Source organism: Allobosea sp. GW821-FHT03A12 (genome assembly GCF_058986765.1).
On the sequence record NZ_JBYSVZ010000004.1, the window covers coordinates 345,216 to 358,685 of the forward strand.

12 protein-coding genes are annotated in these 13,470 nt (G+C 67.1%); 5 read left to right on the plus strand and 7 right to left on the minus strand.

Annotation, left to right across the window (positions count from 1 at the left end):
• Positions 1-2,700 (plus strand): type VI secretion system ATPase TssH, encoded by a 2,700-nt coding sequence (gene tssH / locus AC3WLC_RS15895; protein ID WP_493684892.1) that lies wholly within the window; start codon positions 1-3, stop codon positions 2,698-2,700.
• Positions 2,701-2,749: 49 nt separating this feature from the next.
• Here tssH and AC3WLC_RS15900 read toward each other — a convergent pair whose 3' ends face one another.
• A complete protein-coding gene (locus AC3WLC_RS15900) occupies positions 2,750-3,535 on the minus strand; it encodes a hypothetical protein (RefSeq protein ID WP_493684893.1) in 786 nt (261 codons plus the stop codon).
• 224 nt (positions 3,536-3,759) lie between these two features.
• On the opposite strand from AC3WLC_RS15900, the gene AC3WLC_RS15905 reads away from it, so the two are divergent.
• On the plus strand, positions 3,760-5,079 hold the full coding sequence (locus tag AC3WLC_RS15905; protein WP_493684894.1) for a peptidoglycan DD-metalloendopeptidase family protein: 1,320 nt from the start codon (positions 3,760-3,762) through the stop codon (positions 5,077-5,079).
• Between the two features lie 9 nt (positions 5,080-5,088).
• Here AC3WLC_RS15905 and AC3WLC_RS15910 read toward each other — a convergent pair whose 3' ends face one another.
• The gene (locus AC3WLC_RS15910; protein WP_493684895.1) at positions 5,089-5,463 is read right to left on the minus strand and encodes a nuclear transport factor 2 family protein; all 375 of its coding nucleotides are present in this window, start codon (positions 5,461-5,463) and stop codon (positions 5,089-5,091) included.
• Between the two features lie 67 nt (positions 5,464-5,530).
• Positions 5,531-5,722 (minus strand): hypothetical protein, encoded by a 192-nt coding sequence (locus tag AC3WLC_RS15915; RefSeq protein ID WP_346360218.1) that lies wholly within the window; start codon positions 5,720-5,722, stop codon positions 5,531-5,533.
• A gap of 316 nt (positions 5,723-6,038) precedes the next feature.
• Between AC3WLC_RS15915 and AC3WLC_RS15920 the strand changes: the two genes are divergently transcribed.
• From AC3WLC_RS15920 to cysN, 3 genes are read left to right on the plus strand one after another with little or no spacing between them, the layout of a single operon-like run.
• A complete protein-coding gene (locus AC3WLC_RS15920) occupies positions 6,039-6,797 on the plus strand; it encodes a phosphoadenylyl-sulfate reductase (RefSeq protein WP_493684896.1) in 759 nt (252 codons plus the stop codon).
• Positions 6,794-7,696, plus strand: a complete 903-nt coding sequence (cysD, locus tag AC3WLC_RS15925) for a sulfate adenylyltransferase subunit CysD (protein ID WP_346360216.1) — start codon at positions 6,794-6,796, stop codon at positions 7,694-7,696. The genes AC3WLC_RS15920 and cysD overlap by 4 nt, the downstream gene beginning before the upstream one ends.
• The gene (gene cysN, locus AC3WLC_RS15930) at positions 7,696-9,324 is read left to right on the plus strand and encodes a sulfate adenylyltransferase subunit CysN (RefSeq protein WP_493684897.1); all 1,629 of its coding nucleotides are present in this window, start codon (positions 7,696-7,698) and stop codon (positions 9,322-9,324) included. The genes cysD and cysN overlap by 1 nt, the downstream gene beginning before the upstream one ends.
• Positions 9,325-9,377: 53 nt before the next feature.
• Here the strand turns inward: cysN and AC3WLC_RS15935 are convergent, their stop codons facing one another.
• From AC3WLC_RS15935 to AC3WLC_RS15950, 4 genes are all read right to left on the minus strand, one after another.
• Positions 9,378-10,031 (minus strand): EF-hand domain-containing protein, encoded by a 654-nt coding sequence (locus AC3WLC_RS15935; protein WP_493684898.1) that lies wholly within the window; start codon positions 10,029-10,031, stop codon positions 9,378-9,380.
• A gap of 85 nt (positions 10,032-10,116) precedes the next feature.
• The gene (locus AC3WLC_RS15940; RefSeq protein WP_493684899.1) at positions 10,117-10,548 is read right to left on the minus strand and encodes a RidA family protein; all 432 of its coding nucleotides are present in this window, start codon (positions 10,546-10,548) and stop codon (positions 10,117-10,119) included.
• 25 nt (positions 10,549-10,573) lie between these two features.
• Positions 10,574-12,217 (minus strand): AMP-binding protein, encoded by a 1,644-nt coding sequence (locus AC3WLC_RS15945; RefSeq protein ID WP_493684900.1) that lies wholly within the window; start codon positions 12,215-12,217, stop codon positions 10,574-10,576.
• 76 nt (positions 12,218-12,293) lie between these two features.
• Positions 12,294-13,469 carry an acyl-CoA dehydrogenase family protein gene (locus AC3WLC_RS15950; RefSeq protein ID WP_493684901.1) on the minus strand — a complete coding sequence of 392 codons (1,176 nt, stop codon included), beginning with the start codon at positions 13,467-13,469 and terminating at the stop codon, positions 12,294-12,296.
• Between the last annotated feature and the right edge of the window lies 1 nt (position 13,470).

Here is a 13,470-nt window from a genome sequence, read left to right on the forward strand (position 1 = left end):
ATGGCCGATATCAGTCTCGAAGCCGTTACAGGCAAACTCAACCGCGTCGGCTATGAGGCCTTCATCCAGGCGCTGCGCCAGGCGAAGGGGGCGGGCAACCGCAATGTCGAGCTGGCGCACTGGCTCGCCCAGATCCTGCAGCGACGCTCCACCGATATCGGGTTGACTGCGCAGCACTACGGCCTCGACATGGCCCGGCTTGCCACGGATATCGGCGGCGTCATCGAGGGCTTCCGCAAGAACGAGACGGAGATGCCCGGCGTTGCCAACAACGTCGTCGATGTGCTCGACCGCGGCTGGCACTACGCCACCTTGTTCTTCGGCGAGACCCAGATCCGGACCGGCCATGTCCTGGTCGCGGCGCTCAAATCGCTGGAACTGAAGCGTGCGCTGACCGGCATATCCAAGGAGTTCGGCAAGATCCCGGTCGAGGAGCTTGCCGCCGGCCATGCCAAAATCTGGAAGGACTCCGAAGAGGAGAACCTGCGGCCGATGGACGGCTCGGGGCTTCGCGCCGCCGGCACGCCCGGCGCCGAGCAGGCCGAAGGCGCCAAGGGCACCACCGCGCTCGACCGCTTCTCGCAGGACCTGACCGAAAAGGCGCGCTCGGGCACGATGGACCCGATCCTCGGCCGCGACGATGAGATCCGCCAGGTCATCGACGTGCTGATGCGCCGGCGCCAGAACAATCCGATCCTCACCGGCGAGGCCGGCGTCGGCAAGACCGCGATCGCCGAGGGCTTCGCCCAGCGCATCGTCGCCGGCGACGTGCCGCCGCCCTTGCGCGGGGTCAAGGTCTGCGCCCTCGACATCGGCCTGATGCAGGCCGGCGCCTCGATGAAGGGCGAGTTCGAGCAGCGCCTGCGCTCGGTCATCGACGAGGTCCAGTCCTCGCCGACGCCGGTGATCCTGTTCATCGACGAGGCACACACGCTGATCGGAGCCGGCGGTGCTGCCGGTACCGGCGATGCTGCCAATCTGCTGAAGCCCGCTCTGGCGCGCGGCACGCTGCGCACCATCGCCGCGACGACCTGGTCGGAATACCGCCAGTATTTCGAGAAGGACCCGGCGCTGACCCGGCGCTTCCAGCCGGTGCAGGTCGACGAGCCGGACGTCGTCCGCTGCTGCACCATGCTCCGCGGCCTGATCGGGCCGATGGAGAAGCACCACAAGGTCCGCATCTCCGACGCCGCCATCGTCGCCGCCGTCCAGCTCTCCTCGCGCTACATCCCGGCGCGGCAATTGCCCGACAAGGCGGTGAGCCTGCTCGACACCGCCTGCGCCCGCGTCGCGATCAGCCAGACCGCCACACCGGCGGCGATCGAGGATGCCCGCGTTGCCATCACGGCACTGGAGAAGGAGAAGATCGCCCTGATCGCCGACAAGGATCTCGGCGATGCCACCGACGAGCGCCTCGGCAAGATCGAGGAGGAGAGCGCCGCGCTGACGGCGAAGCTGGAGGCGCTGGAGGCCGACTGGGCTTCCGAACTCGCGATCGTCGAGGAGATCACGCTGCTGCGCGGCAAGCTCGGCGAGAAGGTGGCCGCTGAGGCTGCTCCCGCCGATGGTGAGGCGCCGGCCGTGGCCGCGCCAGCCGAAGCGCCCGCCGATCCCGAGGCGACACGCGCCAGCCTGCGCGAGAAGTTCGACGTGCTCGGCGCGATCGATCCCGCCAACCGGATGATCTACGCCCATGTCGACGAGCAGTCGGTCGCCTCGGTCGTCTCCGACTGGACCGGCATCCCGGTCGGCCGCATGGTCAAGGACGAGATCGAGACCGTGCTCAACCTCGCCGCGACGCTGAACAAGCGCGTCGTCGGTCAGGGTCACGGCATCGGCATGATCGCCAAGCGCATCGAGACCAACCGCGCCAAGCTCGACAATCCGAACAAGCCGATCGGCGTGTTCATGCTCTGCGGTCCCTCTGGTGTCGGCAAGACCGAGACGGCGCTGGCGCTCGCCGAGTCGCTCTATGGCGGCGAGCAGAACGTCATCACCATCAATATGAGCGAGTTCCAGGAGGCGCACACCGTCTCGACGCTGAAGGGCGCGCCTCCCGGCTATGTCGGCTATGGCGAGGGGGGACGCCTCACCGAGGCCGTCAGGCGCAAGCCCTATTCGGTCGTGCTGCTCGACGAGGTCGAGAAGGCCCATCCCGACGTGCACGAGCTGTTCTTCCAGGTCTTCGACAAGGGCACGATGGAGGACGGCACCGGCCGGCGCATCGACTTCAAGAACACGCTGATCATCCTGACCTCGAATGTCGGCACCGACGAGATCATGCGCATGGCCGGCGACGAGAGCAGCCGTCCGGATTCCGAGGAACTCGCGGTGGCGCTCCGTCCGGCGCTGCTCAAGGTCTTCCCGCCGGCGCTGATCGGCCGTCTGGTGACGATCCCGTACTACCCGCTCTCCGGCGAGATGCTGGGCGGCATCGTGCGCCTGCAGCTCGGCCGCATCGGCAAGCGCCTGCGCGACAATCACAACGCGGCGTTCGTCTATGACGACGCGGTTGTCGAGCACATCGTTGCCCAGTGCAACGACCCGGATTCGGGCGGGCGCATGATCGACAACATCATCACCAACTCGATGCTGCCGGCGCTCTCGCGCAGCATCCTCAACCTGCAATTGGAGAAGAAGCCGCTGACCGAGGCGAAGGTCACGGTCGAGGACGGCGCCTTCCACTACGCCTGCAATTGAGCTGATCTGCACTCGGATCGTGCGTCCGGCAGTCTCGCACCTGCCGGACTCAATCCGGAACGAGCGGGTCCAGCATGGCTTCGACCTCTCGGACGGTGGTGATCCGGGCAGCAAGCTGGCCGGCCACAGTGTTCGGGTAGGACTTCGCCAGCTCCTTGAACTGGCGCAGGGCGTCCTTGAACTGTCGTGTCTTCACATAGGTCCTGATGATGAAGGCTTTGAATTGATCTGCTTGCGCATCGAAATCCCAGATGCGCGTGCCTTCGCTGTCCATGTAGAACTTGTCGCTGAACGGATACGCAGTAACGGTGTCGCCCTCATAGCTCCAGCTGTCGGCCGGCTGGACGTTGACGGCGCCGACTGTGGGGACGTTAAAGAACGAGGCGACCCGCTTCAGAAAGCGCAGGCCCTGGCCGTTCTTGTTGCCGGTGAAGGTGCCGGGCACAGCATCGGAGCGGCGCGGGCTTTGCGGATTCGCGCCGGGCTTCAGCACGTCCGTCTCGCTGGCGATGCCGCAACCATGGATTTCCAGACGCGCCAGCGGGGTGAAGACGCTGCGCAGATCGGCATATTCCAAGGCGATCAGGTTGTAGTTCCACAAGCCCGGGAAATAGAAGACGCCGCTGTTGCCATGGGACATGATCCGCATGATCGCGACGCGATCGGTCCCGACCACGGACTTGACCGCATCGACCACTTGCCGCGGCGTCGACTTGTGGTAGGCGCCGACCTGTCTGAACGGCAGCGTCGCACCGCGCGCCATCTTCCGTTTGAAGTTGGCTTCGAACTCCGGATAGGAGCTGTTGTACATGTGAACGGCGATGTCGGCGGCCATGGCACCACCTCCCGCTGGGATGCTGCACGGAGTTCGGACAAGGTAGGCAACCTGGCGTGGGAACAGCCCCTCGGCATGGATGCCGCAGGGGAACTGCCGAGCCGCAGCTTAGCGCGAGGTGGATCGCTGCCAAGCATTGTTTGCGCTATACTTGCAGCCTGTCCTCTGGCGGAGGTCGCGCGGGCCTTGCGCGGGTATGGCCGGTCGGGATCAGGAGTGAGAACGTGCAACCGGTTCGCCTGAAGCGACGGCCCGACGAGGCCGCCAGCACGACCTCTCTCCAGCCGGAGAGCAACACGCCGCGGCGTCCGCGCGGCGGCGGCGGACGATCGGGATCCGGACGTGGGGGCCTGCTGCCCTGGACGCTCGCGGTGCTGGCGCTCGTCGGCGCCGGCGTCACCGGCTATCTGCTCTATGAGGAGAAGAGCCGCGTTGCCGCGCTCCAGCAGGAACAGGCCATCCTGCAGAGCAGCTATGATGAGAAGCTCAAGGCACTGCAGCGCCGGCTCGTGAGCGCGATCGTCGCCTCCGGCAATTCACCCGGCCTGCCGGCGCAGCCGGGCCAGCCCGCCGCCTCCGGCAAGGCGGGCGACCAGCTCGCCGACCTGATCACCCGCCAGATCGAGCTGGAAGCCCGCCAGGCCCTGCTCGGCGCGCTGACCGGACAGGCCGTCGGCCCGATCCTGCCGCAGGGCGGCGCGCAGGCGCCGGGCGGCAACCAGTTCGCCGACGGGCAGAACGTGCTCGACCGCGTCAATCCCGCAGTCTTGGCGCAGCAGCGCCGGCAGGTCGCGGCGGCGGTCAAGGCAGCTGAGACCATGTCGCTCGACCAGCGCATCGCCATCCTCGGCCAGTCGCTCGACCGGGTGCAGAACGGCCAGAACCAGCAGCTCCCGGCGCTCGGGCGCCAGCTTGTCGGCCGCGTACAGGAGGTGAAGACGGCGTTGTCCGAGATCGGGCTCGACCCTGCAAAGGTCAAGCTGCCGCCGGGCCGGCCGGGCATGGGCGGTCCGCTCATACCGATCACGGTGAAGCCCGGCACATTCGAGCATGCGCTGATGCAGCTCGGCGAGGCGAGGGCGCTCTTCGGCCGCTGGCGCGACCTGGCGGCGATCGTGCCGTTCCAGCGCCCGCTCGAAGGCGACGACACCACGACCAGCAATTTCGGCCCGCGCAGCGATCCGTTCACTGGCGGCACGGCGATGCATGCCGGCATGGACTTCCGTGGCGAGACCGGCACGCCGGTCCGCGCCGCGGGGGCAGGCAAGGTGCTGCGTGCCGAGGTCGCCGGCGGCTATGGCAATCTCGTCGAGCTCGACCATGGCAACGGCGTCACCACGCGCTATGGCCACCTCTCGGCCTTCGACGTCCAGGAAGGGCAGCTCGTCGCCGCCGGCCAGGTCATCGGCCGCGTCGGCTCGACCGGCCGCTCGACCGGCCCGCATCTGCACTATGAGACGCGGCTGTCGGACGAGGCCCGCAACCCGCTGAAATTCATCCAGACCGGCGACAAGCTGACGGTCGGGCCGAGCGGGTTGCGTTGAGCAGCAGGTTCAGCTGACCACCTGCCACGCGCTTCCGGTATCATAGAAGAAGCGCTCTTCGGCGATGCGGTCGCCCTGCCAGCGCTGGAAGGCGAGCTCTTCGAGCCGGCGCGTCACGCCCGTCTTGTCGGTCGCATCGAAAATCCAGCGGACCACGACGTGGTCGCCGTCGACCAACACCGCGACGGGCGGATGCGTATGCATCTTGTTGAGCCGCTCCAGCGCACGCGCCTCATGCGCCATCAGCGTCTCGCGGCCGCGGCGGGGCTCGTTGGCGTTCTCCTGCATCGTGGCGTCGTCTGTATAGAAGTCGCGGATCGCCCCGACATGGTCGCCACTGACGACCGCGGCAACGAAGGCATCCACTCTGGCACGTTCAGGCATAGGCATCTCCATCTCGTCAGGTCGAGATGGGGTAGCGTAGTTGCGTCCGCAACTCAGCGTGTCAGCATCAGCTGCGGCGCTTCGGGGCGCCAGGCTTGGTCGGCACTTGCGGCGCGACGGGATCGCTGGCGGGAAAGGTGTCCTTCAGCGCCCTGTCGAGCTGCTTTTCGGCCGAACCGCCGGCCTTCTTCTCATCCTTGCGCTGCTCGCGCTGTTCCTTGCGCAAGCTCTCGACCGCCCGGTTTGCGGAATTTGCCATTGCGTTCCCCCTGTTGTGTTGCAGGGCCAGCCTGCATGCGCGTTCAACGCGGGTGCAGGAGCGAAAGTTCCTTTCGCAGAGGGGCGGCCGTGCCGGTGTTCGCCATGCAAATCGGGCAGCGTGGGAAAGATCTTCTCCTTACTCCTCGAAATAAGAAATTTCACGCTACTCGATGTAAATTGATTGGTTGGCATTCAGGTTATATGTGGATTGTTCGATTTACAGAACGTCCCACTGACCGATGGTACGGCAGGTGGCGGCAAGCGAGGGCGGCATTGAGCCGTCCGCGCGGGCCTCGCCTGCGCAGAGCAAGCACATGTTCGAGTTGCAGGAACAGGCCGAAAACCTCAATGCTGCGTTCGGAACGTCGGATGCAGCCGAGCGCCTTGCGGGACTGGTGCGGCAAGTCGCAGGCCGTCTCGTCTTCACCACCAGCTTCGGCCTGGAGGATCAGGTCGTCACCCATCTGATCGCGACGCAGAACCTGCCGATCGAGATCGTCACGCTCGATACCGGCCGGCTCTTCGGCGAGGTCCACGCCCTCTGGGCGCAGACCGAGGCGCGCTACGGCATCACGATCACGCCATTCTATCCTCGTCACGACGCCGTCGAGGCCTTTGTCCGCGGCCACGGCATCAACGGCTTCTACAACGCGATCGAGGCGCGCAAGGCCTGCTGCAATGTCCGCAAGGTCGAGCCGCTCGGCCGGGCGCTCGCCGGAGCCGCCGCCTGGATCACCGGCCTGCGCGCCGATCAGTCGGCTGCGCGCGGCGGCGTCGCGCTCGCCGAAGTCGATACCGAGCGCAGCCTGATCAAGCTCAACCCGCTGCTCGACTGGTCGCGCGACCAAGCGCTGGCCTTCGCCCGCAAGCACGACATCCCGCTCAACCCGCTGCACGAGAAGGGCTTTCTCTCGATCGGCTGCCAGCCCTGCACCCGTGCCATCCAGCCGGGCGAGCCGGAACGGGCCGGGCGCTGGTGGTGGGAAGAGGAGGCCGCCAAGGAATGCGGCCTGCATGTCGGCCCGGATGGACGATTGGTGCGGTCGAAGCCGGCCGCGGAGGTTTTGGCGTGATCCAGCTCAGTCATCTGCAGAAACTCGAAGCCGAGGCGATCTTCATCATCCGCGAGGTCGCCGCGACCTGCGAAAAACCGGTGCTGCTCTATTCGATCGGCAAGGATTCGGCCGTCCTGCTGCATCTCGCCATGAAGGCCTTCTATCCCGGCAAGCCGCCATTTCCGCTGCTCCATGTCGATACGACCTGGAAATTCAGGGACATGATCGCCTTCCGCGACCAGACCGCGAGCCGGCTCGGGCTCGATTTGATCGTGCATATCAACGAAGAGGGCGTGCGCGCCGGCGTCAGCCCGTTCGCCTCCGGCTCGCGCCTGCACACCGACGTGATGAAGACGCAAGGGCTGAAGCAGGCGCTCGACAAGCACGGCTTCGACGCGGCCTTCGGCGGTGCCAGGCGCGACGAGGAGAAGAGCCGGGCCAAGGAGCGGGTGTTCTCGCTGCGCTCGGCCCAGCACCGCTGGGACCCGAAGAACCAGCGGCCGGAGCCCTGGCGGTTGTTCAACACGCGCAAGGCGCAGGGCGAAAGCTTCCGGGTCTTCCCGCTCTCCAATTGGACCGAGAAGGACGTCTGGGACTACATCGCGCTCGAGAACATCCCGGTCGTGCCGCTCTATTTCGCCGCGCCGCGTCCGGTCGTCCGCCGCAACGGCGCCTGGATCATGCGTGACGACGAGCGCATGGAGCTGCTGCCCGGCGAGCAGCTCGAAACCCGCATGGTTCGTTTCCGCACGCTCGGCTGCTACCCGCTGACCGGCGCGGTCGAGAGCGAGGCGGCCAACCTCACCGACATCATTGCGGAAATGCGGGCGTCGCGCTCCTCCGAACGCGAGGGTCGCGTCATCGACCATGACGGCTCCGGCTCGATGGAACAGAAGAAGCAGGAAGGCTATTTCTGATGGCGGCACTCGCGAAGTTGAAGGGCCAGCCGGCGTCGACTGGCCAGCCGCATCCCGCCAACGACCAGGGCCAGAGTACCGAGGGCAGCGCCCGCGCCTTGCTGCGCTTCATCACCTGCGGCTCGGTCGACGATGGCAAGTCGACGCTGATCGGCCGCATCCTCTACGAGGCCGGCGCCGTCTTCGACGACCAGCTCACCGCGCTTGACAGCGATTCCCGCAAATTCGGCACGCAAGGTGCGGCGCCCGATTTCGCCTTGCTGGTCGACGGGCTCTCCGCCGAGCGCGAGCAGGGCATCACCATCGATGTCGCCTATCGCTATTTCTCGACCGACCAGCGCAGCTTCATCGTCGCCGACACGCCTGGCCACGAGCAGTACACCCGCAACATGGCGACCGGCGCCTCGACCGCCGATCTCGCCATCATCCTGATCGATGCCCGCAAGGGCCTGCTGCCGCAGACGCGCCGCCACTCCTTCATCGTCTCGCTGGTCGGCGTCCGCCATGTCGTCGTCGCCGTCAACAAGATGGACCTGGTCGGCTATGACGAAGCGGTCTTCCGCCAGATCGAGCAGGACTACCGCAAAGCGGTCGCAGGGCTCGGTTTCGCCAGCATCGACTTCGTCCCGGTCTCGGCCCGCGACGGCGAGAACGTCACCAGCCTCTCCAGGCTGACGCCCTGGTATCGCGGGCCGGCGCTGCTGCCGCTGCTCGAATCCGCCGTGGTCGTCGCCGAGGCTGAGGTTGAGGCGGGCTTCGCTTTGCCGGTGCAATGGGTCAATCGGCCCGATCTCGACTTCCGCGGCTTTGCCGGCACGGTCGCGCGCGGGCGCCTGCGCGTCGGCGATGCGGTCGCGGCGCTGCCATCGGGCCGCCGCAGCACGATCGCCCGTATCCTTGCGCCATCAGGCGACGTCTCGCAGGCGAGCGCCGGGCAATCTGTGACCGTTACGCTCGCCGACGAGATCGACATCTCGCGCGGTGACGTCATCGCCTCCGTCGCGCATGCCCCGGTGGTAAAGCAGGAGCTGCAGGCGCGGCTGCTCTGGACCGGTGAGGCGGCGCTGCGTGAGGGCGGCGAGTTCATCCTCAAGCTCGCCACCGCCAGCGCCAATGCCCAGATCGTCCGGCTGCACCATAGCGTCGACATCGAGAGCTATGCCGAGGCGCCGGCGCAGAGCCTCGCCATGAACGGCATCGGCCTGGCGACGCTGACGCTCGACCGGCAGCTTGCCGTGCTCGACTACACAAGCAGCCGCGAACTCGGCGGCTTCATCCTGATCGACAGGCTCAGTAACCAGACGGTCGCTTTCGGCTTCGTCGAGACCCGCGCGGCTCCGAACAAGGTTCGCTCGATTGCCGAAACGGGGGGAATAGCCCGCACGGCTCTGCGTCTCGTCGGCTGGCGTGGGGCTCAGGAGCGGCGCGCCTGGCTGGAGGCGGCGAGCTGGCGCCTGGCGAGCGGGCTGTTCGTCTTTGCCGCCGTGGCGCTGCCGACGGGGCAGTGGGCTCTGGCCGCCGCGCTGGGGCTCGGCGATATCGTGCTGAGACCGCTGCTGAAGGGCCTGCATGCGAGAGTATGGGCGAGGAGGGTGCCGCCTGCGCTCTATGACGGGGCGGGAATCTGAAGCTTAAGAGCGCCGGACGGCCTTCTGCCGGCCCGGCGTTGCGCAAGCGGTGACTAGGCCGCCTGGGAATAGGTCGCGCCAGCGGAAGCCTTCGCTCCGAGCTGGTAGGTCTGGCCATAGGCTTCCGACGCGCCGCTGATCTCCGCTGGCGGCGGAGGCGGTGGCGGCCGGTGCGAGGCGCGTTCTTCCATCTGCTTCTTGAAGTCGGCCATCTCCTCCTTGGAGATCTTGCCATCCTTGTCCGCATCCATCGCGGCGAAGAGGCGGCTGAGCAGGCCGTTCGAGCTGTCGCCATCGGGCGCGACCGCCTTCAGGAATTCGTCCTTGGCGACGCTGCCGTCGGAATCGGCATCGATCTTGGCGAAGTAGTTCTTGTCCTCGCCATCCTTGGCGTCGGTCTTGGTCGTCGCCTTGGCATTGGCCGTATCCGACTGGAGCATCAGCAGGAGGGCCTGCATCTGCTGGTCGGCCTTCTCGAACTTCGCCTTGAAGGCGTCCGATTCCGCCTTGCTGACCGAGCCGTCCTGGTCGGTATCCATCGCCTTGAACAGTTTCTCTGTCTTGGCGCTGTCGGCGCCTTTCGGCGCGCCGGCGGAGAACTCGGCGAGGTTGAGCACCCCGTCGCTGTTGCCGTCGAGCTTGTCGAAGCTCGGCGGCTTTCCTGGCGGTGGCGGGCGAAAGCCCCCAGCGCCGCTGATACTCGTCATGCGATACTCCTGACGATGCACCGCCCGGATTGGGCGGCGCCGTCGAGTATCGTGGCTAATTCTTGGTAAATTCCTACGGGGAGATTCAGCTCGGCAGCACCGCTGTCGCCTCGATCTCGACCATCGCCTCGGGCTCGACCAAAGCGGGAACGGAGACCACCGCCATGGCCGGGAAGTGCCGGCCGAAATTGGCGCGGTAGACCGGGCCGAGCTCGGCCAGGCTGTTGCGATAGGCTACGATATCGGTGACGTACCAGGTCAGGCGCACGATATCCTCGACCTTGCCGCCGCCGGCCTCGACCACCGCCTTGATGTTGGCGAGCGTCTGTCCGATCTGGGCGACGAAGCCTTTGGCGAAGACGCCATCGACATCCCAACCGACGAGGCCGCCGGTCACCAGCACCTTGCCTTCGGCGACCATGCCGTTGGCGTAGCCGCGCGGCTGCGGCCAGCCTTCGGGCAGGACCGCGCGGGCGCGGCGCGAAGCGGAATCGGAGGGCGGCATGCCGCTGGTCATGGGCGTGGTCTTTCTCAAATGATGATCAGGAGGCCGAGGCTTCCTGACGCGCGATCTCGCGCAGGGCGAAGCGCTGCAGCTTCCCGGTAGAGGTCTTCGGCAGGGTTGTCACGAAGGCGATGGCGCGCGGGTACTTGTAGGGCGCGATCGATGCCTTGACATGCTCCTGCAGTGCTTTGGCCAGGGCGGCATCGCCGGTGAAGCCTTCGCGCAGCAGCACATAGGCCTTCACGATCTGGCCGCGCTCGGGGCAGGGCGCACCGACGACGCCGCATTCGGCCACCGCCGCGTGCGTCAGCAGGCAGGCTTCGACCTCGGGCCCGGCGATGTTGTAGCCGGCCGAGATGATCATGTCGTCGGAGCGGGCCTGGTACCAGAAATAGCCGTCGCCATCGCGCAGATAGGTGTCGCCGGTGACGTTCCAGCCGTCGAGGATATAGCGCTGCTGGCGCGGGTCGGCGAGGTAGCGGCAGCCGGTCGGGCCACGTACGGCGAGCCGCCCGGGCGTGCCGTCAGGCACCTCCTTGCCGTCCTCATCGACGATCTTCGCCTCATAGCCGGGCACCGGCAGGCCGGTCGAGCCGGGCCGGATCGTCTCGCGCGGCGCGCCGATGAAGATGTGCAGCATCTCGGTCGCGCCGATGCCGTCCATCAGCGGCAGCCCGGTGGCGGCCTGCCAGGCATCGAAGGTCGCCTTCGGCAAGGCTTCGCCGGCCGAGACGCAGATGCGCAGCGATGACAGGTCGAGCTCGCCGAGCTTGCCGAGCATGGCGCGATAGGCGGTCGGCGCGGTGAAGCAGACGGTGGCGCGATAGCGCGCGATCGCCTCGGCGAGATCGGCCGGGGCGACCTTGGCCGGCAGGATGCAGGCGGCGCCGATCCGCAAGGGGAAGAGCACGATGCCGCCGAGCCCGAAGGTGAAGGCGAGCGGCGGCGAGCCGATGAAGCGGTCGTCCGGCGCGGCCTTCAGCACGCGCGCGCCATAAGCGTCGCAGATCGCCAGCAGGTCGCGCTGGAAATGCATCGTGCCCTTGGGCTCGCCGGTGGTGCCGGAGGTGAAGGCGATCAGGCAGACATCGTCTTGCGCCGTGTCAGCCGGCTCGAAACTCTCGTAGCCGGCTTGGTTCATCAGCGCTTCGAGCGCGCCGTCGCCCCATGTGACGATGGTCGAGAGTTCCGGTGCAAGCTGTTGCGCGGCATGGAGTTCGTCGACCAGCGTTGCGTCGCAGAGCGCCAGCCCGATCTTCGCCTTGCGGATCGGATAGGCGAGCTCGCCGGCGCGCAGCATCGGCATGGTCGCGACCACGACGCCGCCGGCCTTCAGCACCGCGAAATAGGTCGCGACCATCATCGGCGTGTTGGCGGCGCGCAGCAGTACACGGTTGCCGGGCACCATGCCGAGATCGCGGGTGAGTACGTTGGCGATGCGGTTCACGATTTCGGCGAGCGCCCGATAGCTCCAGGTCTCGCTCGGGCCGATCACCGCATCGCGTTCGCCGCGCCCCTCGGCGACATGGCGGTCGACGAATTCGGTGACGACATTCAGTCGCTCGGGATAGCTCAGCCCGGCGGCTGCGAGGTCGAGGCGCGGCCAGCTTTCGCGCGGCGGCAGATTGTCCCGCGCGAAACTGTCCACATGTCCCGACCGCATGAGATCTGCGGTACCCATCTCGTTCCCCTGGTCTATTTTTCGAGCATGATCCTGTCGCAAAGTCGGCTCCCCCGTTTGCGGACCATGCTCGCGCCTATTTCAGCAGGTCGCGCGCGATCACGACCTTCTGCACCTCGCTGGCGCCCTCGTAGATCCTGAGCGCCCTGATCTCGCGATAGAGTTCCTCGACCTTGACCCCGCGGGTGACGCCGAGCCCGCCATGGATCTGCACGGCGCGGTCTATCACCTTCTGGGCATTCTCGGTCGCGACCAGCTTGGCGAGCGCCGCCTCGCGGGTGACGCGGGCAGCGCCCCGGTCCTTGGTCCAGGCCGCGCGATAGACGAGGAGGGCGGCGGCGTCGACCTCGGTCGCGCTGTCGGCGATCGCCGCCTGCGAGAGCTGGAGGTCGCCGAGCGTGCCGCCGAAGAGCTTGCGGTTCTTCGCGTGTGAAACCGTCTCGTGCAAAGCGCGGCGGGCGAAGCCGAGCGCTGCGGCGCCGACCGTCGAGCGGAAGATGTCGAGCGTCGCCATGGCGACCTTGAAGCCGTCGCCCGGTCCGCCGATGCGGTTCGCGGCGGGGATGCGGCAGCCATCGAAGCGCAGCGTCGCGAGCGGATGCGGCGCGATCACATCGATGCGCTCGGCGATCGAGAGGCCGGGCGTATCGGCCTCGACCAGATAGGCCGAGAGACCGCGGGCGCCCGGCGCCTCGCCCGACCTGGCGAAGACGACGTAGTGGTCGGCGATGCCGCCATTCGAGATCCACGTCTTCTCGCCGTCGATCCGGACATGGGTGTTGCCGTCAGGCGTCGCAGTCGTCGCCAGCGCCGCAACGTCGGAGCCGGCCTCTTTCTCGGAGAGGGCGAAGGCCGCGATCCTCTCGCCGCGCGCCACCGCCGGCAGAATGCGCGCTTTCATCTCGGGTGAACCGGCCACCGTGATCGAGCCGGTGCCGAGCCCCTGCATGGCGAAGGCGAAATCGGCGAGCCCGTCGCGGGCGGCCAATATCTCGCGGGCGAGGCAGAGCGTGCGCACGTCGAGCGTCGCATGCAGACCGCCATATTCGGCCGGCACGGCAGCCTTGAGGAAGCCGGCTTGCCCGAGCGCCTTCACCCGGGCGCGGCAGGCCTCGTCGACATCGTCATGCGGCAGGCAAGGCAGGGTGGCGTCGGCCCAGGTGGAGAGCTGCTGCGCGAAGTCGCGGTGATGGGCCTCGAAGAAGGGCCAGTCGAGCGTGTCGCCGAGAATGCCGGTGCCGAGCGAAGCCATC

Bases quoted from the DNA above. Each gene is read 5' to 3' on its own strand.
- tssH (WP_493684892.1), top strand. From the start codon at position 1: ATGGCCGATATCAGTCTCGAAGCCGTTACAGGCAAACTCAACCGCGTC.
- AC3WLC_RS15900 (WP_493684893.1), bottom strand. From the start codon at position 3,535: ATGGCCGCCGACATCGCCGTTCACATGTACAACAGCTCCTATCCGGAG.
- AC3WLC_RS15910 (WP_493684895.1), bottom strand. From the start codon at position 5,463: ATGCCTGAACGTGCCAGAGTGGATGCCTTCGTTGCCGCGGTCGTCAGT.
- AC3WLC_RS15915 (WP_346360218.1), bottom strand. From the start codon at position 5,722: ATGGCAAATTCCGCAAACCGGGCGGTCGAGAGCTTGCGCAAGGAACAG.
- AC3WLC_RS15920 (WP_493684896.1), top strand. From the start codon at position 6,039: ATGTTCGAGTTGCAGGAACAGGCCGAAAACCTCAATGCTGCGTTCGGA.
- cysN (WP_493684897.1), top strand. From the start codon at position 7,696: ATGGCGGCACTCGCGAAGTTGAAGGGCCAGCCGGCGTCGACTGGCCAG.
- AC3WLC_RS15935 (WP_493684898.1), bottom strand. From the start codon at position 10,031: ATGACGAGTATCAGCGGCGCTGGGGGCTTTCGCCCGCCACCGCCAGGA.
- AC3WLC_RS15940 (WP_493684899.1), bottom strand. From the start codon at position 10,548: ATGACCAGCGGCATGCCGCCCTCCGATTCCGCTTCGCGCCGCGCCCGC.
- AC3WLC_RS15945 (WP_493684900.1), bottom strand. From the start codon at position 12,217: ATGGGTACCGCAGATCTCATGCGGTCGGGACATGTGGACAGTTTCGCG.
- AC3WLC_RS15950 (WP_493684901.1), bottom strand. From the start codon at position 13,469: ATGGCTTCGCTCGGCACCGGCATTCTCGGCGACACGCTCGACTGGCCC.